Annotated in this window: 23 protein-coding genes; 7 read left to right on the top strand and 16 right to left on the bottom strand. The window is 67.4% G+C overall.

The genetic code is table 11. The features are described 5' to 3' along the window. Window positions 1-361 precede the first annotated feature (361 nt). Window positions 362-1,663: an isocitrate lyase gene (gene aceA, locus ACEPA4_RS00860; RefSeq protein WP_061480262.1), complete on the bottom strand. Its 1,302-nt coding sequence runs from the start codon at window positions 1,661-1,663 to the stop codon at window positions 362-364. A 64-nt stretch (window positions 1,664-1,727) separates the two neighbouring features. After that, a complete protein-coding gene (gene aceB / locus ACEPA4_RS00855) occupies window positions 1,728-3,350 on the bottom strand; it encodes a malate synthase A (RefSeq protein ID WP_005420731.1) in 1,623 nt (540 codons plus the stop codon). 110 nt (window positions 3,351-3,460) lie between these two features. On the opposite strand from aceB, the gene ACEPA4_RS00850 reads away from it, so the two are divergent. Beyond that, window positions 3,461-4,429: a LysR family transcriptional regulator gene (locus tag ACEPA4_RS00850; protein WP_053499296.1), complete on the top strand. Its 969-nt coding sequence runs from the start codon at window positions 3,461-3,463 to the stop codon at window positions 4,427-4,429. Between the two features lie 339 nt (window positions 4,430-4,768). After that, entirely contained in the window at window positions 4,769-5,677 is a 909-nt protein-coding gene (locus tag ACEPA4_RS00845; RefSeq protein WP_005420736.1) for a LysR family transcriptional regulator, read from the top strand. A gap of 92 nt (window positions 5,678-5,769) precedes the next feature. Here ACEPA4_RS00845 and ACEPA4_RS00840 read toward each other — a convergent pair whose 3' ends face one another. Next, window positions 5,770-7,026: an MFS transporter gene (locus ACEPA4_RS00840; RefSeq protein WP_069138101.1), complete on the bottom strand. Its 1,257-nt coding sequence runs from the start codon at window positions 7,024-7,026 to the stop codon at window positions 5,770-5,772. A 124-nt stretch (window positions 7,027-7,150) separates the two neighbouring features. Next, on the bottom strand, window positions 7,151-7,777 hold the full coding sequence (gene lepB / locus ACEPA4_RS00835; protein WP_164093672.1) for a signal peptidase I: 627 nt from the start codon (window positions 7,775-7,777) through the stop codon (window positions 7,151-7,153). Window positions 7,778-8,021: 244 nt separating this feature from the next. Between lepB and ACEPA4_RS00830 the strand changes: the two genes are divergently transcribed. Next, on the top strand, window positions 8,022-8,423 hold the full coding sequence (locus tag ACEPA4_RS00830; RefSeq protein ID WP_065178395.1) for a hypothetical protein: 402 nt from the start codon (window positions 8,022-8,024) through the stop codon (window positions 8,421-8,423). Between the two features lie 3 nt (window positions 8,424-8,426). Then, window positions 8,427-8,873, top strand: a complete 447-nt coding sequence (locus ACEPA4_RS00825; RefSeq protein WP_004153636.1) for a 3-dehydroquinate dehydratase — start codon at window positions 8,427-8,429, stop codon at window positions 8,871-8,873. 117 nt (window positions 8,874-8,990) lie between these two features. Here ACEPA4_RS00825 and dcp read toward each other — a convergent pair whose 3' ends face one another. From dcp to arfB, 3 genes are all read right to left on the bottom strand, one after another. Further along, window positions 8,991-11,147: a peptidyl-dipeptidase Dcp gene (dcp, locus tag ACEPA4_RS00820; RefSeq protein ID WP_164093673.1), complete on the bottom strand. Its 2,157-nt coding sequence runs from the start codon at window positions 11,145-11,147 to the stop codon at window positions 8,991-8,993. 110 nt (window positions 11,148-11,257) lie between these two features. After that, complete coding sequence (locus ACEPA4_RS00815) at window positions 11,258-11,860, bottom strand: lysophospholipid acyltransferase family protein (RefSeq protein WP_005420754.1); 603 nt, start codon at window positions 11,858-11,860, stop codon at window positions 11,258-11,260. 4 nt (window positions 11,861-11,864) lie between these two features. Continuing rightward, window positions 11,865-12,296 (bottom strand): alternative ribosome rescue aminoacyl-tRNA hydrolase ArfB, encoded by a 432-nt coding sequence (gene arfB, locus ACEPA4_RS00810; RefSeq protein ID WP_005420755.1) that lies wholly within the window; start codon window positions 12,294-12,296, stop codon window positions 11,865-11,867. A 133-nt stretch (window positions 12,297-12,429) separates the two neighbouring features. On the opposite strand from arfB, the gene ACEPA4_RS00805 reads away from it, so the two are divergent. Continuing rightward, a complete protein-coding gene (locus tag ACEPA4_RS00805) occupies window positions 12,430-12,963 on the top strand; it encodes a DUF2059 domain-containing protein (RefSeq protein WP_005420757.1) in 534 nt (177 codons plus the stop codon). Between the two features lie 75 nt (window positions 12,964-13,038). Here ACEPA4_RS00805 and ACEPA4_RS00800 read toward each other — a convergent pair whose 3' ends face one another. From ACEPA4_RS00800 to ACEPA4_RS00785, 4 genes are all read right to left on the bottom strand, one after another. After that, window positions 13,039-13,782: a pseudouridine synthase gene (locus tag ACEPA4_RS00800; RefSeq protein WP_139726599.1), complete on the bottom strand. Its 744-nt coding sequence runs from the start codon at window positions 13,780-13,782 to the stop codon at window positions 13,039-13,041. Window positions 13,783-13,868: 86 nt separating this feature from the next. After that, window positions 13,869-14,420 (bottom strand): O-methyltransferase, encoded by a 552-nt coding sequence (locus tag ACEPA4_RS00795; protein WP_065185663.1) that lies wholly within the window; start codon window positions 14,418-14,420, stop codon window positions 13,869-13,871. A 32-nt stretch (window positions 14,421-14,452) separates the two neighbouring features. Then, the gene (ubiB, locus tag ACEPA4_RS00790; RefSeq protein WP_139726598.1) at window positions 14,453-16,108 is read right to left on the bottom strand and encodes a ubiquinone biosynthesis regulatory protein kinase UbiB; all 1,656 of its coding nucleotides are present in this window, start codon (window positions 16,106-16,108) and stop codon (window positions 14,453-14,455) included. Beyond that, window positions 16,105-16,740, bottom strand: coding sequence for an SCP2 domain-containing protein (locus ACEPA4_RS00785; RefSeq protein ID WP_005420772.1), 636 nt, complete (start codon window positions 16,738-16,740; stop codon window positions 16,105-16,107). The genes ubiB and ACEPA4_RS00785 overlap by 4 nt, the downstream gene beginning before the upstream one ends. Before the next feature lie 497 nt (window positions 16,741-17,237). On the opposite strand from ACEPA4_RS00785, the gene ddlA reads away from it, so the two are divergent. Continuing rightward, the gene (ddlA, locus tag ACEPA4_RS00780; RefSeq protein ID WP_065178469.1) at window positions 17,238-18,332 is read left to right on the top strand and encodes a D-alanine--D-alanine ligase; all 1,095 of its coding nucleotides are present in this window, start codon (window positions 17,238-17,240) and stop codon (window positions 18,330-18,332) included. Window positions 18,333-18,408: 76 nt separating this feature from the next. Here the strand turns inward: ddlA and ACEPA4_RS00775 are convergent, their stop codons facing one another. The 3 genes from ACEPA4_RS00775 to oleC form a co-directional block, all read right to left on the bottom strand. Continuing rightward, on the bottom strand, window positions 18,409-18,564 hold the full coding sequence (locus ACEPA4_RS00775; protein WP_005407633.1) for a DUF1328 domain-containing protein: 156 nt from the start codon (window positions 18,562-18,564) through the stop codon (window positions 18,409-18,411). Between the two features lie 81 nt (window positions 18,565-18,645). After that, window positions 18,646-19,638: a 2-alkyl-3-oxoalkanoate reductase gene (oleD, locus tag ACEPA4_RS00770; protein WP_164093063.1), complete on the bottom strand. Its 993-nt coding sequence runs from the start codon at window positions 19,636-19,638 to the stop codon at window positions 18,646-18,648. Continuing rightward, the gene (oleC, locus tag ACEPA4_RS00765; RefSeq protein ID WP_164093064.1) at window positions 19,635-21,293 is read right to left on the bottom strand and encodes an olefin beta-lactone synthetase; all 1,659 of its coding nucleotides are present in this window, start codon (window positions 21,291-21,293) and stop codon (window positions 19,635-19,637) included. The genes oleD and oleC overlap by 4 nt, the downstream gene beginning before the upstream one ends. A 104-nt stretch (window positions 21,294-21,397) precedes the next feature. Between oleC and ACEPA4_RS00760 the strand changes: the two genes are divergently transcribed. Further along, window positions 21,398-21,829: a YkgJ family cysteine cluster protein gene (locus tag ACEPA4_RS00760; RefSeq protein ID WP_005407630.1), complete on the top strand. Its 432-nt coding sequence runs from the start codon at window positions 21,398-21,400 to the stop codon at window positions 21,827-21,829. 76 nt (window positions 21,830-21,905) lie between these two features. On the opposite strand, the gene ACEPA4_RS00755 is transcribed toward ACEPA4_RS00760, so the two are convergent. Together ACEPA4_RS00755 and ACEPA4_RS00750 are read right to left on the bottom strand one after the other, a co-directional pair. Further along, entirely contained in the window at window positions 21,906-22,796 is an 891-nt protein-coding gene (locus tag ACEPA4_RS00755; protein ID WP_065195998.1) for an alpha/beta fold hydrolase, read from the bottom strand. 140 nt (window positions 22,797-22,936) lie between these two features. Next, window positions 22,937-23,953, bottom strand: a complete 1,017-nt coding sequence (locus ACEPA4_RS00750; RefSeq protein ID WP_005420782.1) for a 3-oxoacyl-ACP synthase III — start codon at window positions 23,951-23,953, stop codon at window positions 22,937-22,939. Window positions 23,954-24,046: the final 93 nt, after the last annotated feature.

Genomic DNA, 24,046 nt, shown 5'->3' with positions numbered 1-24,046 from the left:
TTTGACCGTTCTGCCGATCTTGATTGACGTGAAGATCGGTGGTGGCCCGTTCTGGTCACGGGTGCCCGGGCAAAACCCCTGCTGGATCAATTCGATGCCGGGTTTCACAGGGTTTCGGCCAAGTTGCCGGAACCCGGGGTGCGCCTGATTGACGCTGCCCGCTGGCTGCCCCCCTTGCATCGATACAACAACGCCGGCAGGTCCCCCGACCGGCCGGCGTTGCCTGGCCCTTCCCTGGCCACCCTGATCGGATTTCCAGGCCCCGGTAGAGCCGGCCGCTGGCCGGCTGCCACGCAGCGCCCGGAGCATCCCGTGATTGCCGGCCAGCGGCCGGCACTACCGGATCACGCCGCGCACCGGATCACGCCGCGCGTTCGCTGCGCCCGCCGTGGAACTGCTCTTCCTCGGTCGATCCGGTCAGCGCGGTGGTCGACGACTGGCCCTGCTGGATCGCCTGGGTCACCGCATCGAAATAGCCGGTACCGACCTCACGCTGGTGCTTGACCGCAGTGAAACCGCGCTCGGCCGCTTCGAACTCGGCTTCCTGCAGTTCCACGAACGCACTCATCTGGCGGCGCGCGTAGCCGTGGGCCAGATTGAACATGCCGTAGTTCAACGCATGGAACCCGGCCAGGGTGATGAACTGGAACTTGTAGCCGTAGCTGCCCAGTTCGCGCTGGAACTTGGCAATGGTGGCGTCGTCCAGGTTCTTCTTCCAGTTGAAGCTGGGCGAGCAGTTGTAGGCCAGCAGCTTGCCCGGGAACTTCGCGTGGATCGCCTCGGCGAATTTGCGTGCAAACTCCAGGTCCGGCTTGCCGGTCTCGCACCACACCAGGTCGGCATAGGGTGCATAGGCCAGGCCGCGGCTGATCGCCTGGTCCAGGCCGTTGCGGGTCTTGTAGAAACCTTCGACGGTGCGCTCACCGGTGGTGAACGGCTTGTCGTTGCCGTCGATGTCACTGGTCAGCAGATCCGCAGCTTCGGCATCGGTGCGCGCGACCAGCAGGGTCGGCACGCCCATCACGTCGGCGGCCAGGCGTGCGGCGTTGAGCTTCTCGATCGCCTCGCGGGTCGGCACCAGCACCTTGCCGCCCATGTGCCCGCACTTCTTGACCGAGGCCAGCTGGTCCTCGAAGTGCACGCCGGCGGCGCCGGCCTCGATCATCGCCTTCATCAGTTCAAAGGCGTTGAGTACGCCGCCGAAGCCGGCCTCAGCATCGGCCACGATCGGCTGCAGGAAGTCGATGTCATCCTTGCCTTCGGCGTGGTGCAGCTGGTCGGCGCGCAGCAGCGTGTTGTTGATGCGCTTGACCACCGCCGGCACCGAATCTGCCGGGTACAGCGACTGGTCCGGATACATCTGGCCGGCCAGGTTGGCGTCGGCCGCCACCTGCCAACCGGACAGGTAGATCGCCTTCAGGCCGGCCTTGACCTGCTGCATGGCCTGATTGCCGGTCAGTGCACCCAGCGCGTTGACGAACTCGCGCTCGTGCAGCGACGCCCACAGCTTCTCCGCACCCAGGCGGGCCAGCGAATGCTCGATGTGGACGGTGCCGCGCAGGCGCACCACGTCGGCGGCGCTGTAGTTGCGCTGGATGCCTTCCCAACGCGGGTTGGTATCCCAGTCGTGCTGGATCTGTTCGGCAGTGGGCAGCTTGCTCATGTCTTTCTCCAGTTCGGTTCGTGCGTGCAGCGGGGAGGGAAACGGCGGTAGACGCGGGCGGCAGTCAATCGATGCGCGCGTAGGCCGGCAGGGTCAGGAAATCGGTCAGTTCTTCGCTGCGGCTCAGTTCGCCGAGCAGGGCGATGGCCTCGCTGATGCGCGCGCCACCGGGCAGCGCGGCGGTATCGCCCAGCCGTGCAGGCAGCTGCGACAGGGTGGAATCCAGCAGGGCCAGGTCGATCGCGGTGCCATCGTCCAGCTGCTGGCCCGGCGTATGCAGCCACTGCCACAACTGGCTGCGGCTGATCTCGGCGGTGGCCGCGTCCTCCATCAGGTGATGGATCGGCACACAGCCGTTGCCATCCAGCCACGCCGCCAGGTAACGCACGCAGACTTCCACGTTGCCTTCGAAGCCGGCGCGGGTGATGGTGCCCGGCGGCCGCGCGATCAGTTCGTCGCGGCCGACGCGCACGTCCTGGCGCAGCACGCTGTGCTGGTTCGCACCGGGCATGTGCTCGTCGAAGATCGCCATCGCCACCGGAATCAGCGCCGGATGCGCGACCCAGGTGCCGTCGTGGCCGGCGCTGACTTCGCGCAGCTTGTCGGCGCGCACGCGGGCCATGGCCTGTTCGTTGGCGGCGGCATCGTGGTTGATCGGAATCTGCGCGGCCATGCCGCCCATCGCATGCGCACCGCGGCGGTGGCAGGTCTGGATCAGCAGTTCCGAATAGGCCTTCAGGAACGGCTGGGTCATGGTCACCTGGCCGCGTTCGGGCAGCACGCGGTCGGCGTGGCGGCGGAAGGTCTTCAGGTACGAGAAGATGTAGTCCCAGCGCCCGCAGTTCAGGCCGACGATGCGATCACGCAGCGCGTGCAGGATCTCGTCCATCTCGAACACCGCCGGCAGCGTTTCGATCAGCACGGTCACCTTGATCTGGCCGTGCGGCAAGCCGAGCATCCCTTCGATGTGCGACAGCGCGGTTTCCCACAGCGCCGCCTCTTCCATGCTCTGCAGCTTGGGCAGGTAGAAGTACGGGCCACGATCCTTGGCCTGCAGGGAGCGGGCGTTGTGGAAGGCGAACACCGCTGCGTCGAACAGGCCGCCGGCGAGGAACTGGCCGTCGACGCGTACGTGCTTCTCGTCCAGGTGCCAGCCACGCGGGCGCACGATCAGCACCGCCTGTTCGTCGTATGGGCGCAGCGTGTAATGCTTGCCATTGGGGGCGGTGTATTCGAGATCGCCGCGCACCGCCGCGGCCAGCGACTGCTGCCCGGCCAGCAGGTTGCGCCAGGTCGGCGAGGTCGAATCCTCGAAGTCGGCCATGAACACCTTGGCGCCGGAGTTCAGCGCGTTGATGACCATCTTCGGGTCGGTCGGGCCGGTGATCTCGACGCGGCGGTCCTGCAGCGCGGCCGGCAGCGGCGCAACGCGCCAGTCGCCGCTGCGGATCGCAGTGGTGTCTTCACGGAAGTCCGGCAGGCCGCCCTGGTCGAAGAACGCCTGGCGTTCACGGCGGGCCTGCAGCCTCGCCTGCCGGCCCGGTTCCACCGCGCGGTGCAGCGACACCAGCAGGGCCAGCAGCGGCGCCGGCAGCACGGTGTCCTGGCCGGCCACGCGGGTCGCCAGGGCGATGCCGGGGGTGGCCTTGGTGGCGGGGGTGGGAACGGCGGAAGCGACGGCGGACATGGGGCTACTCCAGCGGTGGGGGAACGTCTCCACGGTGCCGCTGGGCCTCAGTATTTGGCAAAACAGTTTTTGCAATGTTTTACATAAGTTGTGCTAATACTCGTTACACGATGAGCACACGCGCCCCGCCAAGTCCTCGTTTTTCCTACAAATCCGACCGGCTCAAGCCGCTGCGCGCATTCTGCCAGACCGTGCGCCTCGGCTCGGTCTCACGGGCGGCTGAGGCACTTTTCGTCAGCCAGCCGGCCATCAGCCTGCAGTTGCAGGCGTTGGAACGGGAGCTGGGGGTGCCATTGTTCGAGCGCAGCGGGCGGCGCCTGGTGCCCAGCCGCGAGGGCCAGCTGCTGTACGAGATGGCACAGCCGCTGGTGGAGAACCTGGACGGGCTGGAGGCGCGCTTCCGCGACAAGGTGCGCGGCCTGGACGCGGGCGAGCTGAACATTGCCGCCAACAGCTCGACCATCCTGTACCTGCTGCCGAAGATCGTCGAACGCTTTCGCCTGCACCACCCGGACGTGCGCCTGACCCTGCACAACGCGATCAGCGCCGACGGCACCGACCTGCTGCGCGAGGATGCCGCCGACCTGGCGATAGGTTCGATGACCGATGTGCCGGCCGACCTGACCTACGCCCCGGCCTACCGCTTCGAGCAGGTGCTGATCGCACCGCACGATCATCCGCTGGCCAAGGGCGGCGAGCTGGAGCTGGCCGACATCGCGCGCTATCCGCTGGTGCTGCCGCCGAAGCGGCAGATCACCTACCGCCTGGTGGACCAGGTGTTCCAGCGCCACCGCATCGCCTACACCGTGGCGCTGGAAGTGGGGGGCTGGGAAGTGATCAAGCAGTACGTGGCGATGGGCATGGGCATTTCCATCGTGCCGGCGCTGTGCCTGAACGAGGCCGACCACGAGCGGCTGGCGGCGCGGTCGATGAAGCGCTGGTTCCCCGAGCGCAGCTACGGGGTGATCGTGCGCCGGGGCAAGGCGCTGTCGGCGCAGGCGCGGGCGTTCATCGAGCTGATCCAGCCGGAGTTGTTCAGTCCGCGCGATTACGATCAGAGCGGGCATTCGGAGCGGTGAGGGGTGTTCTGGTTTGCAGGGTTGCCGCCCTGCACCTGCAGAGGCCGAAGCAACGGCAACGTCAACGGCAACAGCGGGCATTCCGTGGGATGGCGGGGTGGGTCCGGTTGCGGGGGACGCCGTAAACCCGTCCATGGAGGCTCGGTCGCGCCATCCATGGCGCTCACGCCCCCGCAACCGGACCCACCCCGCCTTCGACTGTTTTCTGCGAACTGTGGGAAATGCTTCCCATGGTGGGTGCCGACCGTTGGTCGGCACGGGGTCGGATCCCGTTGCTGCGCAACGGGCTCTGACCCCGCCTCTGATTCATTTCCGGCTGACGATGAATAAACTGGCCCCATGTCCATCGAACTCCGCCACCTGCGCTACTTCCTCGCCGTCGCCGATACGCTGCACTTCGGCCAGGCGGCGGAGCGGCTGGGCATGTCACAGCCGCCGCTCAGCCAACAGATCCGCCAGCTGGAAGAACTGATTGACGCGCGCCTGTTCGTGCGCAGCCATCGCCGCGTGCAGCTGACGCCTGCGGGCGAACTGCTGCAGGAACGTGCACGCGCCATCGTGCAGCAGGTGGAGACGGCCGTGGACGAGGTGCAGCGTGCACAGCGTGGTGAGCAGGGTGAACTGCACATCGGTCTGACTCGCGCCACGCCGCTGTCGCCGCAGATTCCGCGTTCGATCCTGCGCTACCGTCAGCAGTACCCGCAGGTGCGGCTGCAGCTGAGCGAGATGAACACGCTGCAGCAGATCGACGCGCTGCTCGACGGTTCACTGGACGTGGGCATCATCCGCAAGCGCGCGCTGCCGCCGGAACTGGTGGCGCACAGCCTGTTCGTCGACCCGCTGGCGCTGATCGTGCACGCCGACCACCCTGCCCTGCGCAGGCTGTCGAAGCAGGGCACGCTGTCGCTGCGCGACTTCGCGCAGGAGCCTTTCGTGGCGTTCCGCCGCAGCGCCGGCGCGGGCATCCACGACCACATGATCGCGTTGTGCGCGGCGGCGGGCTTCACGCCGCGCATCGTGCAGGAAGCCGGTGAAGCATCGACGTTGATCAGCCTGGCCGCTGCGGGCCTGGGTGCGGCGATCCTGCCGTCGTCATGCGATCACATACGCGTGGAAGGATCGCGCTTCGTGGCACTGGCCGATGCCGGCGCGCATTCGGAAGTGCAGCTGGCCTGGCACCGCGAACGGGTAACGCCGCTGATCCGCAATTTCGCCACGCTGCTGCGTGAGGCGTTCGCCGAAGGGTGAAGTGCAACCCACCCGGGTAGTGCCGGCCGCTGGCCGGCAACCCCACATGGGCCGGCATGCCGGCCAGCGGCCGGCACTACCGTAGCGGTGGATCACGCGGTGACCGGCTGCGGCGCGCGCTGCTGCAGTGCCCAGACGATGCCACCACCGATCAGGGTCAGCACGGCAGCGAACAGGCACACACCCAGCCAATCCCAGGCCGCATAGGCCAGGCCACCGACCCCGCCCAGCACGCTGGACCCGAGGTAGTAGGCGAACAGGTACATCGCCGAGGCTTCGGCGCGCATCGTACCGGCGCGGCTGCCAACCCAGCTGCTGGCCACCGAGTGGCCGCCGAAGAAGCCGAACGTGACCAGTGCGATACCCAGTGCCATCGCACTCAGCCACGGCATTGCCAGCAGTGCGATGCCCGCGCCGATCAACGCGAACGAGATCGACAGGATGCGGCCGCGCCCGTAGCGCGTTGCCTGCTGGCCCATCCACGCCGAACTGAAGGTGCCCACCAGGTAGACACTGAAGATCAGGCCGACCACGGTCTGGCTGAGGTGGTAGGGCGGCGCCAGCAGGTGGTAGCCCAGGTAGTTGTAGAGGGTGACGAACACGCCCATCAGCACGAACGAGGTGGCGAACAGCCACGGCAGGCCCGGGTCGGCGAACAGCATGCGCCAGCGCGACGGCAACTGGCGCAGGCCGTCACGACGGGGATGGAAGTGGCGCGACGGCGGCAGCTGAAGCCACAGCAGCACCGTGCTGGCCACCGCGATGATCGAGACCACGCCGATACCCCAGCGCCAGCCCCAGTGGTCGGCGATGATGCCGGCCAGCAGGCGCCCGCTCATGCCACCGATGGCATTGCCGCCGATGTACAGGCCCATCGCCAGGCCCAGCGCACGGCTGTCCATTTCCTCGACCAGGTAGGTCATCGCCACCGCCGGCACGCCGCTCAGCGCCAGGCCGAGCAGCGTGCGCAATACCAGCAGCGTGGTCCAGTCATCCACCAGCGCCGAGCTCAGCGACAGCATGGCCGAGGCCAGCAACGCGACGATCATCAACGGGCGGCGGCCGACCGCATCGGACAGCAGACCAGCCAGCAGCATCGCCACGGCCAAGGTGCCGGTGGTCAGCGACAACGACATGGCGCTGCCGGCGGCGGACACGCCGAAATGGCGGCTGAACTCAGGCAGCAGCGGCTGCACCGTGTACAGCAGGCCGAAGGTGGAAAAGCCGGCCAGGAACAGTGCCAGCGCGGTGCGACGAAAGGCCGGTGTGCCCTGCTGGATGCGGGTCTCGGCGCTGGGGTCGACAGTGGGGGGGCGGCGTTCGACGGCCGCCGCAGTTTCGCCAGTCATGGGATCGATGGGCCGGTGGGGGCGGCCAAGCGCGGGAGGGAACGGGCCTCAGACTAGGCCCGTCTATCCAGTCGATCCATAACCTGATAGGTCATGATTGATATACGAGAAGTATCAATTCAGCTTACAGGCGCTGCCACTCGAAGCCGTCGCCCCGGCGGTAGTACACCGCCACCGCGCGGCCGTAGAGCTTGTCGGCGTCGACGAAGCCGAAGAAGCGGCCATCGAAGCTGTTGCCGCGGTGGTCACCCAGCACCAGCACCTTGCCAGTCGGCACCACCAGGTCGGCGATGTCCGGACCGCCGCCCATGTCCAGATCAAGGCGGGCACGTCGCTCGCCGAAGGCTTCCACGTCCTGCAGGTCGGCCATCTGCAGCGGCTGCCCGTTGATGCTCAGATGGCCTTCGCGCATCTGCACATGGTCGCCCGCCACTGCCGCCACGCGCTTGATCAGGCGGGTGCCGTCGGCCGGTGAATCGAACACCGCCACTTCACCACGCTGCGGAACGCCGGTGGTCATCAGTTCCTTGCCGGTGAACGGCAGGCGCAGGCCATAGGCACGCATGTCCACCACCACCCGGTCGCCGGGCTGCAGGGTCGGCTGCATCGAACCACTCGGCACCACGTAATGGTTGGCCAGGGTATCGCGGGCGGCGGCGAGCAGGCCGAGCATCACCAGCAGCGGCAATGCTTCCTTCTTCAGCCAGGCCACGGCGCGTTGGGAAAAGGGGGGACGGGCAACAGCATCCATGACAGGCTCCGGTTGGGTGGTGGCTGCATCAGACCACATCCGGGCGCAAGAGGTTCCCGCGCCGCGCTCCTGTAGAGCCGAGCCTACGCTCGGCTGCTCTGCGCCCCAGTCCTGGCAACCCTGGCGCTGCAAAAGGGGTTACGCAGGTTTTACGCCCCGGCCCGGCCGCGGGCATCGCACCTTTACGGGCAGCACGCGCATCGTGTGCCCACCGCGCCACACGGCGCATTCCGCAAGGTGTTGTATGACCCTCCTGGTGATCCGCCACGCCTCTTCGTCGGCACCGCGTCCCCAACTGCCGGCACAGCTGGCCGGCCATCGCGTGCTGTGCAGTGACTGCGCCAGCCTGTCCGAGGTACGCCGGTGCCTGTGCCAGCCGCAGGCGCGCTCGGCCGACTGGGTACTGCTGGATGTCGGTGCCGCCGACGAGGCGCAATGGCAGGCCGAAGGTGGCGCGCTGCAGGCGGCGCTGGAACGGCTGCCGGCGCAGTACATCGAGTTGCAGGCGCCCAGCGAACCTGGTCTGGATGCACGCCTGCGCCTGCAGCACGGCCCCGCCGCCGTGGTGGTCGACCAGCGCAGCCAGCAGGCCGGTTACCCGTTGTCGCTGGCCATTGTCGGCCGCCGCCTGGCGCAGGAGGGCTGAGTCATGTCGATCTTCATCATCCGCGGCCCGGAAGCGGCCGGCGCCCTGATCCGCACCGCGATGCCGCTGCCGGCACCGGTCCTGAAGTCGCTGGTGCATCGCGCGATCGACGCCGGCACCAGCGTGGCGATCCGCGCCTGCGGTTCGGAACAGGAACTACTCGATGCGCTGCGCGTGGCCGACCACAGCCGTGGCGAGGTGACGCTGCTCGATCCGGGTGCGTGTGCCAACAGTCTGCGCCTGCAGCGGCTGCTGCCCTATCTGCACAACGCGTACGTAGAGGTGCATGACGACGGCGCAGTGGCCGAACCGTGCCTGCCGGCCGGTGTCGGCCAGCGCCTGGGCATTGCTGCTGGGTATGGCGCGCAGAGTTATGTGCTGGCGCTGGATATCGCGCTCGATCACCTGGGCCTGGCCGAGCAGGCCAACCGGGTGCACGTGGGGACGTGATCCGCTTGTGTAGAGCCGAGCCCATGCTCGGCTGCGTCTCCAGAAAAAGCCAGCCGAGCATGGGCTCGGCTCTACACAAAGAAAAACGGCGGGGTTGCCCCCGCCGCTTTCTGTTTCTTACTTCAGCCCGCGGAACTTCAGCAGCGGTTCCACCGACGGGTCCTTGCCGCGGAAATCGCGGTACAGGGTCGACAACTCCACGCTGTTGCCGCGCGAGAGGATCTTGTCGCGGAACTCCTGGCCGTTGGCCGCCGTCAGGCCACCGTGTTCGGTGAACCACTGGTAGGCGTCATGGTCCAGCACTTCGGCCCAGAAGTAGGCGTAGTAACCGGCCGAGTAACCACCACCCCAGATGTGGTCGAAGTAGGTGGTGCGGTAACGCGGCGGCACCTGCGGCAGGTCGACCTTGAACTTCTTCAGCGCGCTGGCTTCAAAGGCACCGACATCCTGCAGCGGCGCATCGGCCTTCTGCGTGTGCCAGGCCAGGTCGAGCAGCGCGGCCGACAGATACTCGGTGGTCGCATAGCCCTGGTTGAAGCTGCGCGCCTTGAGAATCTTGTCGACCAGTTCCTGCGGCATCGCCTCGCCGGTCTTGTAGTGCTTGGCGTAGTTGGCGAACACCTTCGGGTCCAGTGCCCAGTGCTCGTTGAACTGCGACGGGAACTCGACGAAGTCACGCGAGGTGGCGGTGCCGGCGATCGACGGGTACTTCACGTTCGAGAACATGCCGTGCAGCGCATGGCCGAACTCATGGAACATCGTGGTGACGTCGTCGAAGCTGATCAGCGCCGGCTGGCCGGCGGCCGGCTTGGTGAAGTTGCAGACGTTGTAGACCACCGGCTTGGCACCGGTCAGGCCGTCCTGCTCGACGAACACGTCCATCCAGGCGCCGCCGGACTTGCTGTCACGCTTGAAGTAGTCGGTGTAGAACAGGGCCAGCGAGGTGCCGTCCTTGTCGAACACTTCGTACACCTTCATGTCCGGGTTGTAGGTCGGAATGTCGGTGCGCGGCTTGAAGGTGATGCCATACAGCTGGGTGGCGGCGTAGAAGACGCCGTTCTGCAGCACGTTGTCCAGTTCGAAGTACGGCTTGATCTGCGACTCGTCCAGATCGTACTTGGCCTTGCGCACCTGCTCGGCGTAGAAGTCCCAGTCCGAAGCGGCGACCTGGAATCCGCCCTTCTGCGCGTCGATGACCTTCTGGATCTCACCGGCCTCGGCGCGCGCCTTGGCGGTGGCGGCCGGCACGGTGTCGGTCAGCAGCTTGAGCGCGGCAGCCGGAGTCTTGGCCATCTGGTCGCCCAGCTGATAGTCGGCGAAGGTGTCGAAGCCGAGCAGCTTGGCCTTCTGCGCACGCAGCTGTGCCAGGCGCTGCACGGTCTGCCGGGTGTCGTTGGCATCACCGCGCTCGGCGCGGGTTTCAGAGGCCTTCAGAACGGCGGCACGCTGGTCGCGATCGCTCAGCGAGCCGAGCACCGGCTGCTGGGTGGTGTTCTGCAGCGGCAGCAGGAATTTGCCATCCAGCTTGCGGTCCTTGGCGGCGGCCGCAGCATTGTTGATCGCGCCCTCGTCCAGGCCGGCCAGCTTGGCCTTGTCGTCAACGACAACAGCCGCAGCGGCGGTCGCGGCCACCAGGCGGGTGTGGAACTGGGTGGAGAGCGTGGTCTCTTCCACGTTGAGCTTGCGCAGGGTCGCCTTGTCAGCGTCGGACAGCTGCGCACCGGCGCGCACCAGGCCATCGTAATAGTGCTCGACCAGGCGCTTCTGCACCGGGTCCAGCCCCAGCGTGTCACGCTGGTCGTACAGCGACTTCACGCGCGCGAACAGCTTCGGATCGAGGTTGATCTCATCCTGGTGCGCGGCCAGCTTCGGCGCCACTTCTTCCTGGATCTTCTGGCGCGCATCGTTGGTGTCGGCCTGGACCAGGCCGAAGAAGATGCGCGACACGCGGGTCAGGGTCTCGCCGCTGCGCTCCATCGCCACGATGGTGTTGTCGAAGGTGGCCGGCTCGCTGCTGTCGGCGATCTTGCGCACGTCGGCCAGGTGCTGGCGCATGCCTTCTTCGAAGGCCGGCAGGTAGTCGCTGTCCTTGATCTTGTCGAACGGCGGCGCCTGGAACGGCAGCGTGCTGGCGCTCAGCAGCGGATTGGTGGAGGCTTCGGCCGGCTGCGGGGCCGGGGCTTTCTGGGCATCGGTCACGGGGGTGGACTCCTTGCCGGAACAGGCCGCCAACGCCAGGCTGATGGCGGCGGCCAGGACTACGGTACGCGACATGTAAAACGCTCCTTGGGCAGACGGTATGGATACCAGCCCTCCACCCTACTCCTGTCGCGCTCGCCCGGCATGTGCCGGACGTGGCGTCTATGCGGCGGCCTGCGGCCGGCTCAGACCGTGCCGCGGGTCTTGCCGATCCAGGGCCGGTAGAACTCGCGGATGGCAGCCATGTCGGCCACATCGTCGCCACTCGGGGTGAACAGCGGACCGATGCCGATGGTCTTTTCCGGATAGTGGAAATACGCGGTCAGGATCGGCACGTCGGCCATCCGGGCGATCTTCAGGAAGCCGGCCTTCCACTCCTTCACCGCCTTGCGGGTGCCCTCGGGCGTGATGGCGAACCACATCTTCTCGTTGTTGCGCAGCAGGTCCACCGCCTGGCCCACCGTACCCTGTGGCGAGCTGCGATCGAGCGGAATCACGCCCAGCCGGTGCAGCAACGGGCCCAGCGGCCACCAGAACAGCGACGCCTTGCCCAGCACCTTCACCTTCATGCCGAGCGCGATCTTCGCTGCCATGCCCCACAGCCCGTCCCAGTTGGACGAATGCGGGGCGATGATGAAGACCAGCCTGGGGATGTCAGGCAGGGTGCCGGTCACCTTCCAGCCCCCCATGCGCAGGGTGCAGCGCGCCAGCCAGCGCAGGAAGGCGTTGGGTTTGACCTGCGGCATCTGCGGCGGCACGGCCGGCAGCAACGAAGTCGGGTTGTTCAAGCAATCACTCCCAGTCACGTGATGAGCGCCCGCGCTTGATCTGCGCGCGCCCGCGTTTGGCGTCCAGACGACGCAGTTTCGACCCGAGGGTCGGCTTGGTGGCTTTGCGCGGTTTGGGCACGCTCAGCCCGGCCTGGATGAAGGCCGCCAGCCGCTCGCGCGCATCCTCGCGATTGCGATCCTGGGTGCGGAAACGTTGCGCGTCGATGACCAGCACGCCTTCGCCGGTCATGCGCCGGTCACGCCGCGCCAACAGCCGCGCGCGCAACGGTTCGGGCAACGAGGGCGAGTTGGCCACGTCGAAACGCAGTTCCACCGCAGTGGACACCTTGTTGACGTTCTGGCCGCCGGCGCCACTGGCGCGCACGAACCGCTCGACGATCTCGCCGTCGGGGATTTCAAGCTGCGCGCTGATGGTGACCGGTCCACTGCCCATCCGCGCATTGTAGCGGCAGCCACGTGGTGGAGTGCGCCATCGCGCCCCGTATGCCGCCGATCAGGCGCCGAACACGCCGCCTTCGCCTGGGCTGCAGGTATGCTGGCGGTCCCATGTACCGCAGGAAGCCCGCATGACCCGCTTCGCACCCGCCCTGCCGTCCCTGCTGCGCCGCGCCGCCCTGCTGCTGGCACTGGCCACGGCCAGCGTCCCGGCCCTGGCCGCCCCGCCGACCGACGGCGACATCAACCGCCTGCTGTCGGCCTCGCGCGCGCAGAGCATGATCGACACCATGGTGCCGCAGATCGAAGCCATGCAGCAGCAGCAGTTCCAGCAGGTGGCCGCGCAGCGCCAGCTCACCGCCCAGCAGCAGGAGCAGCTGAAGCGGATCCAGGCGCGGACCAGCCAGACCCTGCGCCAGGCCATGTCGTGGCAGCAGCTGCGGCCGATGTACGTGGACCTGTACAAGAAGACGTTCAGCAAGGAAGACGTGCTGGCGATGGCCGAGTTCTACGAGAGCGCGGCAGGCCAGAGCCTGCTGGACAAGACCCCGGCACTGATGCAGAACGTGATGGTGGCCATCCAGGCGCGCATGCAGCCGCTGTTTGCGGACCTGCAGAAAGACCTGGAAGCGATCGTCAACGAGCCGGAAAAGAAACGAGAATGAGGTAGTGCCGGCCGCTGGCCGGCTCCCCAGTACACCTGGAATCACGCAGCTGCCGGCCAGCGGCCGGCACTACCGTCAAACTGCGTCCACCTGCCAGCCGAACAGGTCCAGTGCCTTCTGGAACTGGCGGTCCAGCGGCGCACTGACATCCACGTTGCCGCCCTCCGGATGCGGAAAGCGCAGGCGCTCGGCGTGCAGCAGCATGCGGTGCACGCCCTGCATGCGGAAGATGCGGTTGTGGCGCCCATCGCCGTGGCTGGTATCGCCGATCATGTGATGTGACAGGTGCTTGAGGTGACGGCGGATCTGCCGGAAGCGCCCGGTCTGCGGCTGGCAGCGCAGCAGCGCGTAGCGCGAGCTGCTGAACTCGCCCACCGGCACCGACAGCTCGCCAGTGGCCAGGCGCTGGAAATCGGTGATCGCCGGCTTCTTCACCGGCTTGCCCGGCCCGCCGTCCAGATCATGGTCCACCCGCCAGGACAGCTCGGCCGGCCAGCCTCGGCAGACTGTCAGGTAGTCCTTGGCCACTACGCCACCCATCAGTGCCTTGCCCAGCGAACTGGCGGTTTCGCGGTCGAAGGCCAGCAGCAGGCAGCCACTGGTGGCCCGGTCCAGGCGGTGCACGAGGAAGATCGGCCGCCCCAGCTGCTCACGCAGGCGGTCGGCCAGGAAATCATCTTCGCCACGGGCCAGCTTGCTGTCGTGGACCATCAGCCCGGCAGGCTTGTTGACCACGGCCAGGCGCTCATCCAGGTGCAGCAGCTGCAGGGGCGCGGTTTCAGTCTCGACCGCGGCGAGGGTGTCAGGTTCGGTACTCACCGCGGGATTATAAGGGTGCCCTGTATGGGGTCAGATCCCTTTTCCACGGGAAAAAGGGATCTGACCCCGGGTCTGTGGCGTGGCAATCAGGCGTTGCGCACGGCCAGCAGTTCGCCGTTGCCCACCGGCACCACGCTGGTGCTGAAGTCCGGATCGGCATCCAGCAGCAGGCACAAGGGCTCCATCTCTTCCGCGTGCGAGGTGGCGTTGTCCACCACCAGCAGGCCCCCCGGCCGCAGCACGCGGCGCAGCTGCGGCCACCAGCCGGCGTACTGCCCGCGGTCCGAATCCAGGAACAACAGGTCGATGCAGCCTTCGCCGGCCTCTGCCAACCACTGCCCGGCATCGCCATGCACCAGCGTGATGTGCGCGGCCAACCCGCTGCGCGCGAACGTGGATCGCGCCAACGCCACCTTGTCCTCGGCGACTTCCAGCGTGGTCACGTGGCCGTCGATGGCGGCTGCGGCTTCGGCCAGCCACAGCGTGGAGTAGCCATTGGAGGTGCCGATTTCCAGTACCCGTCGCGCGGTGCCGAAACGCACCAGCACCGACAGGAATTCACCGGTATCCGGCGTGATGTTGAGCATGCGCCGAGCGCGCTCGGTTTCATGCGCGTCGTTTTCAGCACCGAAGTGCATCAGTTCGTTCTTCAGCGTCTGCAGCACCGGGTCTATCTCCACCACGCGCGCGCCAGCGCCAGCGCGCCGACGGCACCGGACACCCAGCTCCACATCGGCAGGTCGCCCCAGTACCAGCCCGGTGGCTGCAGCACGTACATCAGCGCGGCGATGGCCAGCAGGCCGACGCCGGTGATCGCGCCGACCGCGCGCCTCTGCAGGCGCTGCACGCTGGCATCCAGCGCAACCAGATCGCGCGAGCGCATCGCCAGCTCGTGGCGCCCCTCCACCTGCTGGGTCAGCCAAGCGTGTACCAGGCGCGGCATGTCCGGCGCGTGGGTCATGATTTCCGGCAACCGCTTGCCGATCTCGCGCACCACCCGGCGTGGGCTGTAGCGCTCGCGCAGGATCTTCGCCAGCACCGGCTTGGCCACCGCCCAGATATCGATCTGCGGATCCAGCTGCCGGCCGACACCTTCGATGTTCAGCAGGGTCTTCTGCAGCAGGATCAGCTGCGGCTGCAGGGTCAGCTGGTAGCGCTGCGCCACGCGGAACAGCTTCATCAGCACTTCGGCCAGCGAGATCTGCGACAGTGGGCGGGTGAAGTACGGCTCGCACACCGAACGCACGGCCGCTTCCAGATCATCGATGCGCACGTTGTCCGGCATCCAGCGCGCCTGCACATGCAGTTCGGCGATGCGGCGGTAATCGCGGTTGAAGATGGCCATGAAGTTCTCAGCCAGGTAGTACTGATCCTCCTGCGACAGCTGGCCCATGATGCCGAAGTCCAGCGCGATGAATCGCGGGTTGGCGCGGCGGCCCGGATCGGTGTCGACCCAGATGTTGCCGGCGTGCGCATCGGCATGGAAGAAGTTGTCGCGGAACACCTGGGTGTAGAAGACCCGCACGCCCTTGGCGGCCAGTGCCTTGCGGTCGATGCCCGCCTTGTCGAGCGCGGCGATGTCGTCGGACGGAATGCCCCACACGCGTTCCAGGGTCAGCGCGCGCTCGGCGGTATGGCTCCAGATCACTTCCGGCACATACAGGTCGTCGCTGTTCTCCCAGAAGCGGCGCAGCACGCTGGCATTGGCGCCTTCGCGCTGCAGGTCCAGCTCGGCGGCGAGGGTGTTCTCGACTTCGGCCACCACTTCGCGCGGTCGGATCTTGTCGGCACGCGGATGGGTACGCTCGACCAGCGCGGCCAGCGAGTTGAGCAGGGCGATGTCGGCATCGATCTGCTTCTCGATGCCGGGGCGCAGTACCTTGACCACCACCTGGCGGCCATCGGCCAGCGTGGCCGCATGCACCTGCGCGATCGAAGCCGAGGCCAGTGGTTCGGTATCGAAGCTGGCGAACGCCTCGCTGACCGGCAGGCCAAGCGCTTCCTCGACAATGCGGCGCGCAGTGTCACCGTCGAACGGCTTGACCCGGTCCTGCAGCAGGGTCAGCTCATTGGCCACATCCGGCGGCACCAGGTCGCGGCGTGTGGAGAGGATCTGGCCGAACTTGACGAAGATCGGGCCGAGATCCTGCAGCGCCAGGCGCAGGCGCGCACCGCGCGACTGCGCGGCGATGTCGGCCGAGGCACGCGGCACGAACGGCTTGGCCAGGCGCAGCCAACGCTCGGCCGGCGTGCCCTGCAACAGGTCGTCAAGGCGGTAACGCAGGATCACCCGGCCGATGCGGCTCGCCCGCAGCACGGCCTTCATGCGGCACCCCGCAGGCGCTGCACGCGCGCGCCAAGACGCTCGACGTCATCGCGCAGCACGTCCACATCATCATGGAAGGCATCCAGTTCGGCGCGCGGCACCACGTCGCGCGATTCCTCGGTGATGAATTCGGCGGCGCTGTGGGCCAGGTCGATCGCCCCCTGGCGCGCGTGCTGCAGGGCGCTGCGCAGGGTGTTGGCGACCTGCACGCCCAGTACCTCGCCGAATACGCTGACGAACGGCTGCTGCCAGTCCGGGTCGAAGCCCTTGGCCAGCTGCTGCAGGCGCCGCGCCAGTTCGGCGTCACCGGCCACGCGTACTCGGCCCTTGTTGTTGGACTCGCCGCGCCGTGCGTTGGCCAGCAGCGGCAGCTGCGCCAGCACGCCGGCCAGGCTGCTGCGCACGGCCAGGTCGGCTTCCTGCGCATCCACCGGGCCGACCCGCAGCTGGTCGCCGTCGACGCTGATGCGCATCGCCAGCGACGGCGCTTCCAGGGTCAGGTCAATGTGCCGGCCATCGAGGCTGGCCAGGGCATGGCGGGTATCCGGATCCAGCGCCAGCGCGCGGTTCAGGGCGATCTGCAGGGCGCGGCCAGCGACCGGCTTGAGGGACTTGAGCAGGGAAAGAGCCATGGGCGCATTCTACCTGCGTGGGTGGGGGGCTTGGGCCGGGCTGCCGCCCGGCACCCGCGGTAGTGCCGGCCGCTGGCCGGCAACCTCAACACCAACAGCAACAGCATGCATTCCGTGGGATGGCGGGATGGGTCCGGTGGCGGGGGACGCCGTAAACCCCGCTCCGCGGTCCGGCCCAGCCGCTGGCGGCTGGGCGTTCGGGCGCTTGCGAAGCAGTGCTTCGCAAGCAAAGCGCCCTCACCCATGGGGGCTTGGCCGCGGCATCCATGCCGCGGACACCCCCGCAACCGGACCCATCCCGCCTTCGACAGTTTCCTGTCGTCCGTGGGGTCGGATCCCGTTGTTGCGCAACGGGCTCCGACCCCTGTTGATGGGCCATGAGGACGGTAGATCCACGCCATGCGTGGATGGATTTCTGGTTCATCTGTGCCTCACGCGGTGGGCCGATGAAGGTTCATGCTATGGGGCCACGCAACGCACAGGACATCGCACTCCCCATGGCACGGACCCGGGTCGGCATCATCTTCGGGGGCAAGTCTTCCGAGCACGAAGTTTCACTGCAGTCGGCGAAGAACATCCTCGATGCGCTTGATCGCGAGCGCTTCGAGCCGGTGCTGGTCGGCATCGACAAGCAGGGCCAGTGGCATCTGAGCGAGCCTGCGACCTTCCTGCTCAATGCCGATGATCCGGCACGCATCGCGCTGCATCGCTCCGGCCAGTCGCTGGCGGTCTTTCCCGGTGCCGAGCAGGCACAGCTGCAGCCCTCCGATGCGGCCAGCGTGCTGGGCCAGATCGATGTGGTGCTGCCGATCGTGCACGGGCCTCTGGGCGAGGACGGTGCGCTGCAGGGGCTGCTGCGCATGGCCAACCTGCCCTTCGTCGGTTCGCCGGTACTGGGCTCGGCAGTGGCGATGGACAAGGACGTGACCAAGCGTCTGCTGCGCGACGCCGGGCTGCAGGTGGCGCCGTGGCTGTGCATCCGCCGCCACCAGGTGGCGGAAGTGGATGTCGATGCGGTGATTGCCCAGCTTGGCCTGCCGCTGTTCGTGAAGCCGGCCAACCAAGGCTCGTCGGTAGGCGTGAGCAAGGTCAAGGATGCGGCGGGCTTTGCCGAAGCGCTGGCATTGGCGCTGCGCTACGACCACAAGGTGCTGGTGGAATCGGCGGTGATCGGCCGCGAGATCGAGTGCGCGGTGCTGGGCAACGAACATCCGCAGGCCAGCCTGTGCGGCGAGGTGGTGGTGCACGACGAGTTCTACGCCTACGACACCAAGTACATCAACGCCGATGGTGCCGAAGTGGTGGTACCCGCGGATATCGATGCCGGCACCCAGGCACGCATCCAGCAGATCGCGCTGCGGGCCTACCAGGCGCTGGAGTGTGCCGGCATGGCGCGCGTGGATGTGTTCCTCACTGCGGGCGGCGACATCATCATCAACGAGGTCAACACGCTGCCGGGCTTCACCCGCATCAGCATGTACCCGAAGCTGTGGGGTGCCAGCGGCGTGGACTACACCACGCTGATCACCCGCCTGATCGAGCTGGCGCTGGAGCGCCATGAGGCCGATCGCGGGCTGCAGAGCGCTGTGTAACGTCGTGATCGCCCGCAGAGTCGAGCATGGCTCGACTCTGCGGAAAGCGATGCCGGCCAGCGGCCGGCACTACCGGCTAGCCGCGCTTGCGGAACATCGAGATCACCGCAAGGATCAGGAACACCACGAACAGGATCCAGGCGATGTTGGTTGCGGCGCCGGCGATTCCGGAGAAACCCAGAACAGCGGCGATGATGGCGATGACAAAGAAGATGATGGCGTAGTGCAGCATGGCGCTCCTCGCGGGTGGTCGAGCCTTGGATGGCGTGGGTCCATCCTCCCGATCCTGCGGTGTGCAACCAGTGACGGCGATCTATGCAGCAGATGAAGCCTTCAGCCTGCGCAGCCCCTCTTCGATGCTGACCTGCGGCACGTAGCCGAAGTCACGGCGCGCCGGTTCCATGCTGTACCAGTGCGGCGTGCACAACTGCTCGGCCAGGAAGCGGGTCAGCGGCGGCTCGCCACGCAGGCGCAGCAGCGGCCACAGCCGCTCGCAGATGGCGCCGACACGGTACGCGGTATTGAAGCTGATCGCCTTGCCCACCGTCGGCGCGCCAACAGCGGCCAGCAGCTTGTTGACCAGCTCGCGCATCGGCAGCGGCTCGCCATTGGAGATGAAGTAGGCCTTGCCCGCACACGCAGCGCCCGGCGCCAGTGCCTCGAAGGCGAGGAAGTGCGCGAGTGCGGCGTTGTCGATGTAGGTGGTGTCCACCCTGTTGTTGCCATCCCCCACCAGGCGCAGGCGGCCCTGCCGCGCACGCTCGGCCAGCCTCGGCACCAGCTGCTGGTCGCCTGGGCCCCAGATCAGGCGCGGGCGCAGTGCCACCGTCGCCAGCGACGCATCGTTGGCGGCCAGCACGCGCTGTTCGGCGATTGCCTTGGTAGCCGCATACGGCGCCTGGAAATCTTCGCCGTACGGCACCTCGTCAGCCCCGAGGCCTTCCACCGGGTGCGTGGCACGATGGGTCACGCTGGGCGTGGAGGTGTAGACCAGCCGGTTGATGCCATGCGCGCGGCAGGCCGCGAGGACGTTGTCGGTGCCGACCACGTTGGCCTGGTGGTAGCTGTCATAGCTGCCCCATGCGCCGGCCTTGGCGCCGTTGTGGAACACCGCATCAACGCCGGCCACCGCATGCAGCACCGCCTGCGCATCGGCCAGATCACCGCGGATCTGGCCCACGCCCATCGCCTGCAGTTCCGGGTAATGACTGCGGTTGAACGCCAGCACCTGGTGGCCACGCTCGACCAGCCCGCGGCACAGCGCCTGCCCAAGGAAACCACCGCCACCGGTGACCAGGATCTTCATGCGCGCTTCTCCAGTTCGGTGCTGGCCCAGACGGCGAGCTTCTCGCGGCCGATCTTGGCGTTATGACGGATATCGACGGGGAACGAAGGGTGTACCAGGAAGTGCTCCAGCCCGGCTCCGGCCAGGCATGCGGCGGCCTTGGCACGCAGCGCTTCCTGCAGTGCCGGGCTGTCGGACCGGCCACGCTGCAGCTCCACGCACAGCACCGGCACCTGCGCACCGGCGGCCCCCACGCCAACCAGCGCAGTGCGCGCCACGCCGGCCACGGTGTTGAACATCGGCTCGACCTGCTCGGTGTACAGCGGCCCGCGCGCGGTTTCCACGCGCTGCGTCTTGCGCCCGCAGAACCACAGGCGGCCCTGCACATCGAAATAACCAAGGTCGCCCATGCGATGCACCACGCGGGTGCTGCCATCGGCCAGCGTCTCGCGGATCTTCGCCGCCGCAGTGGCCTGCGGGCGGTTGAAGTAGCTGTCGGTGGCGGTCGGCCCGGCCACGGTGATCTCGCCCACCTCGCCGGTGGCCAGCACACGTGCCTGCGACCAGTCGGCCAACGGTGCGTCGTCGATGGCGATGATGCGCACCTCGTTGGGGGCCACCACGTTGCCCACGCAGGTGCCGGCACCGGCCTCGGTCGCCGCGCGGGTGCGCTCCAGTTCGCGGCCTTCGACCACCGCCACCGGCAGGCACTCAGTGGCGCCATAGGGAGTCCAGAACTGCGCATCGGCCGGCAGCAGGCTGCGGATGGTGGCGACCACGTCCGGCGGCACCGGTGCCCCGGCCGAGGTCACCCGGGTCACCGTCGGCAGTGGCCGCCCGTGCCGAGCCAGCACCCGCATCAGCGCTGGCGAGCCGAACAGCTGGGTTACGCCGAAGCGCTGGATGGCATCGTGCAGGCGTCCCGGGTCGGCCTGCGCCGGCCGCGTCGGGTCCATGTCCGGGATCACCGAAGTCAGGCCCAACGCCGGGTCGAACAGCGCGAACGGTGGGAAGGTCGGCAGGTCCACCCCACCCGCTTCCATGCCGAAGGCACTGCCCAGCAGCTGGATCTGGCCGACGAAGTGGCGGTGGCGGTAGACCACGCCCTTGGGCACGCCGGTGGAGCCGCTGGTGAACAGGATCGCCGCCATGTCCTCGCCATCGGTATCGGCCAGCATGGCCCCCCCCTTGGCACCGGCACGTTCCAGCGCGGCCAGGCTGGTACCGCCCCAGCCGAGGCGGCGGCCGACCGTCACCAGCCGGGTGGCCGACGGCGCCCAGCGCAGCACCAGCCGCGCCACATGCGCCAGAGGAATGCCGATGAAGGCCTGCGGCTGCGCCTCGTCCAGGCACTGCTTAAGCGCGCGCCGGTCGATGCCCGGATCGACCAGCACCGGCACTGCGCCCAGCTTGAACAGCGCGAACATCAGCAGGAAGAACTCCGGAGAGGGCCGCACCATCACCACCGTGCGCACGCCACGGCCGATCCCGTAGCCGGCCAGGCCGGCGGCCATGGCATCACTGCGGGCGTCCAGCTGACGGTAATCGAGGGTGACATCGTAGGCGGCCATGCCGTTGCCGGCGCCGCGGCGGCCCGGGCAGCGGATGGCGATCTGGTCGGGGCGTTCACGCGCCAGTTCAGGCAAACGGGCCGCAATGTTGCAGGGTCGGTTCATCCGTTCATTGTCGCCGCTTACGGAATTTCTTGCGCGGCGGCCCACTTCGTGGAAAATCCGCACCCTCGTTCCCGATTCCGACTGCCGCCCGAGGCGGCTTGCCCATGCAACATCCCTGCATGACCTGCGGCGCCTGCTGCACCCAGTACCGCGTGGCCTTCCACTGGATGGAATCGGACGAGGTCACCCCCGGCGGCGTGCCGCATCAGCTCACTGAGGTGCTGGATCCGCACCGCCTGTGCATGCGCGGCACCCATTCCAAGCCGGTGCGCTGCGTCGCGCTGGATGCGCAGATCGGCGTGTATTCACGCTGCACGATCCACCCCAACCGGCCCAGCGTGTGCCGTGAGGTGGATGCATCGTGGGAATACGGCAAGGCCAGCCCGCAGTGCGACAAGGCGCGCATTGCCTATGGCCTGGATCCGCTGACGCCGGCCGACTGGCGCTGGCGCGATGACGCCGACAATGACGACGATCACCCGGACGACAACGGCAACAGCCCGTCCTCGCCACCACAGGCGCCGGTCGCCGCATAATCCGGTGTGCCGACCAACGGTCGGCACCCACCCATACCTTCCACTTGTGGGTGCCGACCGTTGGTCGGCACATCGATCAGATCGGGTTGGCGTCCAGGAACGCGCGGATTTCCGGCACCAGCACGTCCTGCTTGTCTTCCAGCACATAGTGGCCGGCATCCTCGAAGGCATGCACCTGGGCATTCGGCAGCGCGGCCTGGAAGCCCTTCAGGAAATGATGGTCGAACACGAAGTCGCGCAGGCCCCAGCCGAGGAAGGCGGGACGGTCGGCGAACGACGGCAGCGCCTTGCCGGCGCGTTCCAGCAGCGACCAGGCCTTGTCGGCCGGCGACAGCGGGATGTCCTGCATGAAGCGGATGGTGCTGATGCGGTTGGCCCAGCTGTTGTACGGCGACACGTAGGCGCGGCGCACATCGGCCGGCATCTTCCGCTCCACGCCCAGCCACGAGGCACCGGACGAGAACGCGTTGAAGCTGCGGATGATCCACTCGCCGATCTTCCAGTGGCGACCCAGTGCGATCTGCCACGGCATCTTCTTTGCCGCCGGCATCGGGAAGGCAGCGGTGTTGAGCACCACCAGGCGCTTCACCTGCTCGTGGTGCGACAGCGCCCAGCCGAACCCGATCATGCCGCCCCAGTCGTGCACGGCCAGGGTCACCGGGCCGCTGATGCCCAGGTGCTTCAGCAGCGCATCAAGATCGTCCACGCGCGACTGCAGCGTGTACTCATAGCGGCTGTCGTCCGGCTTGTCCGACAGGCCCATGCCGATGTGGTCCGGCACGATGCAGCGGTAGGTGTCCGACAGGCCGGCCACCAGCGTGCGCCAGTAGTAGCTCCACGACGGGTTGCCGTGCACCATCACCACCACCTCGCCATCGCGCGGGCCCTCGTCGAGATAGTTCATCGACAGGCCGGGGCGGACCTCGAAGCGCTGCGGGTGGGCGGGGTAACCGGGAAGATCGCGCATGCGGAGCACCTAAGGAGAGTCGCGGCGCAATGTAGAGCCGAGCCGTTGCTCGGCTGCTCTCCGGTCCGCTGCGGAAGAGCCGCGCTGCGCGCGTGAGCCGAGCATGGCTCGGCTCTACAGGAGGTCGGGCAACGGGCTGCTTACCAGACCACTTCAGCCATCGAGCAGTTCAGGCCCGAGCCAATACCCAGAAGCGCGATGCGATCACCCTTCTTCAGCTTGCCCAGCTGCTTGAGCTTGCTCAGCACGATCGGCACCGAGGCCGGGCCGATGTTGCCGTGCTCGCCGAAGATGGTCATGACCTTCTTCGGGTCGATGCCGAAGTTCTTGATGAACGCGGCGGTGTGCGGTTGGCTGACCTGGTGGATCACGAACTGGTCCAGCTCCTCCACGGCCCAGCCGAGTGCGATCTTGGCGGCGCTGAAGGTCTTCTGCGCCAGCTTGATGCCTTCGATCAGCAACAGGCGGGTGTCGGTGACCATGCGGTCCAGGTTGCCCAGGCACAGCTGGTTCCACTCGGTGGCCGAGCGGGTCACGCCGCCCTTGTAGCGCGGCGCGTCCGGCACCAGCTCCGCGCGCGCCATCACCATCGCGGCGGCGCCCGACCCGGTGGTCAGCGCGGCCAGCTCGTTGCGGAAGTCATCGGCGGTGACGTCCGGGGCGGTCATGCGCTCCAGGGTCTTCTCGTACACCAGGTTGGCGGTCTCGCCGTCCACCACCAGCGCGTAGTCGATATCACCGCGCTCGATCATGCGCGCCGCGATGTCCATGCCGTTGATGAAGGCCAGGCAGGCGTTGGCGACGTCGAAGGTCATGCATTCGTCGCTGACACCGAGGTTGCCCGACACGATCGAGGCCGTGGACGGCTCCAGGTAGTCGCGGCTGACCGAGGTGTTGACCAGCAGGCCGACCTGGGTCGCGGTGATGCCCGCGTCTTCCAGTGCCTTACGGCCGGCCATGGTGGCGGCGTCCGACGCCAGCACGCCGTTGTCCCACAGGCGGCGGGCGTGGATGCCGGCGATGTCGCCAAGCACATCGGTGCGGATACCCAGGCGATCCAACGTCGGCTGCAGGCGTTCGTTGATTTCCTTGGTCGTCAGCGTATGCGGTGCGTCGACGTGTGCCAGGCCGGCGATCGAGACATTCTTGAAGAGCATCGAGGTTAGCGCCAAGGCTCAGGCAAAAGGGGGCGCTATTCTATAACCCCCGGGCTTTCACCGCATCTTTACGAATTCAGCCTCGGCCGTATG

The sequence above is a fragment of the Stenotrophomonas sp. P2112 genome, assembly GCF_041897515.1.
GTDB lineage: Bacteria > Pseudomonadota > Gammaproteobacteria > Xanthomonadales > Xanthomonadaceae > Stenotrophomonas > Stenotrophomonas sepilia.
The sequence above is the reverse complement of the archived record's forward strand: the minus strand, read 5'-3'. Positions and strand labels throughout refer to the sequence as shown.

Coding starts and splice junctions, on each gene's coding strand:
- arfB (WP_005420755.1), bottom strand. CDS start 12,296: ATGGGCAGTGGACCGGTCACCATCAGCGCGCAGCTTGAAATCCCCGAC.
- aceB (WP_005420731.1), bottom strand. CDS start 3,350: ATGTCCGCCGTCGCTTCCGCCGTTCCCACCCCCGCCACCAAGGCCACC.
- ACEPA4_RS00785 (WP_005420772.1), bottom strand. CDS start 16,740: ATGGCTCTTTCCCTGCTCAAGTCCCTCAAGCCGGTCGCTGGCCGCGCC.
- oleD (WP_164093063.1), bottom strand. CDS start 19,638: ATGAAGATCCTGGTCACCGGTGGCGGTGGTTTCCTTGGGCAGGCGCTG.
- ACEPA4_RS00825 (WP_004153636.1), top strand. CDS start 8,427: ATGTCGATCTTCATCATCCGCGGCCCGGAAGCGGCCGGCGCCCTGATC.
- ACEPA4_RS00795 (WP_065185663.1), bottom strand. CDS start 14,420: ATGCACTTCGGTGCTGAAAACGACGCGCATGAAACCGAGCGCGCTCGG.
- ACEPA4_RS00830 (WP_065178395.1), top strand. CDS start 8,022: ATGACCCTCCTGGTGATCCGCCACGCCTCTTCGTCGGCACCGCGTCCC.
- dcp (WP_164093673.1), bottom strand. CDS start 11,147: ATGTCGCGTACCGTAGTCCTGGCCGCCGCCATCAGCCTGGCGTTGGCG.
- aceA (WP_061480262.1), bottom strand. CDS start 1,663: ATGAGCAAGCTGCCCACTGCCGAACAGATCCAGCACGACTGGGATACC.
- ACEPA4_RS00845 (WP_005420736.1), top strand. CDS start 4,769: ATGTCCATCGAACTCCGCCACCTGCGCTACTTCCTCGCCGTCGCCGAT.
- ACEPA4_RS00850 (WP_053499296.1), top strand. CDS start 3,461: ATGAGCACACGCGCCCCGCCAAGTCCTCGTTTTTCCTACAAATCCGAC.
- ACEPA4_RS00760 (WP_005407630.1), top strand. CDS start 21,398: ATGCAACATCCCTGCATGACCTGCGGCGCCTGCTGCACCCAGTACCGC.
- ACEPA4_RS00775 (WP_005407633.1), bottom strand. CDS start 18,564: ATGCTGCACTACGCCATCATCTTCTTTGTCATCGCCATCATCGCCGCT.
- ACEPA4_RS00840 (WP_069138101.1), bottom strand. CDS start 7,026: ATGACTGGCGAAACTGCGGCGGCCGTCGAACGCCGCCCCCCCACTGTC.
- ACEPA4_RS00805 (WP_005420757.1), top strand. CDS start 12,430: ATGACCCGCTTCGCACCCGCCCTGCCGTCCCTGCTGCGCCGCGCCGCC.
- oleC (WP_164093064.1), bottom strand. CDS start 21,293: ATGAACCGACCCTGCAACATTGCGGCCCGTTTGCCTGAACTGGCGCGT.
- lepB (WP_164093672.1), bottom strand. CDS start 7,777: ATGGATGCTGTTGCCCGTCCCCCCTTTTCCCAACGCGCCGTGGCCTGG.
- ACEPA4_RS00755 (WP_065195998.1), bottom strand. CDS start 22,796: ATGCGCGATCTTCCCGGTTACCCCGCCCACCCGCAGCGCTTCGAGGTC.
- ubiB (WP_139726598.1), bottom strand. CDS start 16,108: ATGAAGGCCGTGCTGCGGGCGAGCCGCATCGGCCGGGTGATCCTGCGT.
- ddlA (WP_065178469.1), top strand. CDS start 17,238: ATGGCACGGACCCGGGTCGGCATCATCTTCGGGGGCAAGTCTTCCGAG.
- ACEPA4_RS00750 (WP_005420782.1), bottom strand. CDS start 23,953: ATGCTCTTCAAGAATGTCTCGATCGCCGGCCTGGCACACGTCGACGCA.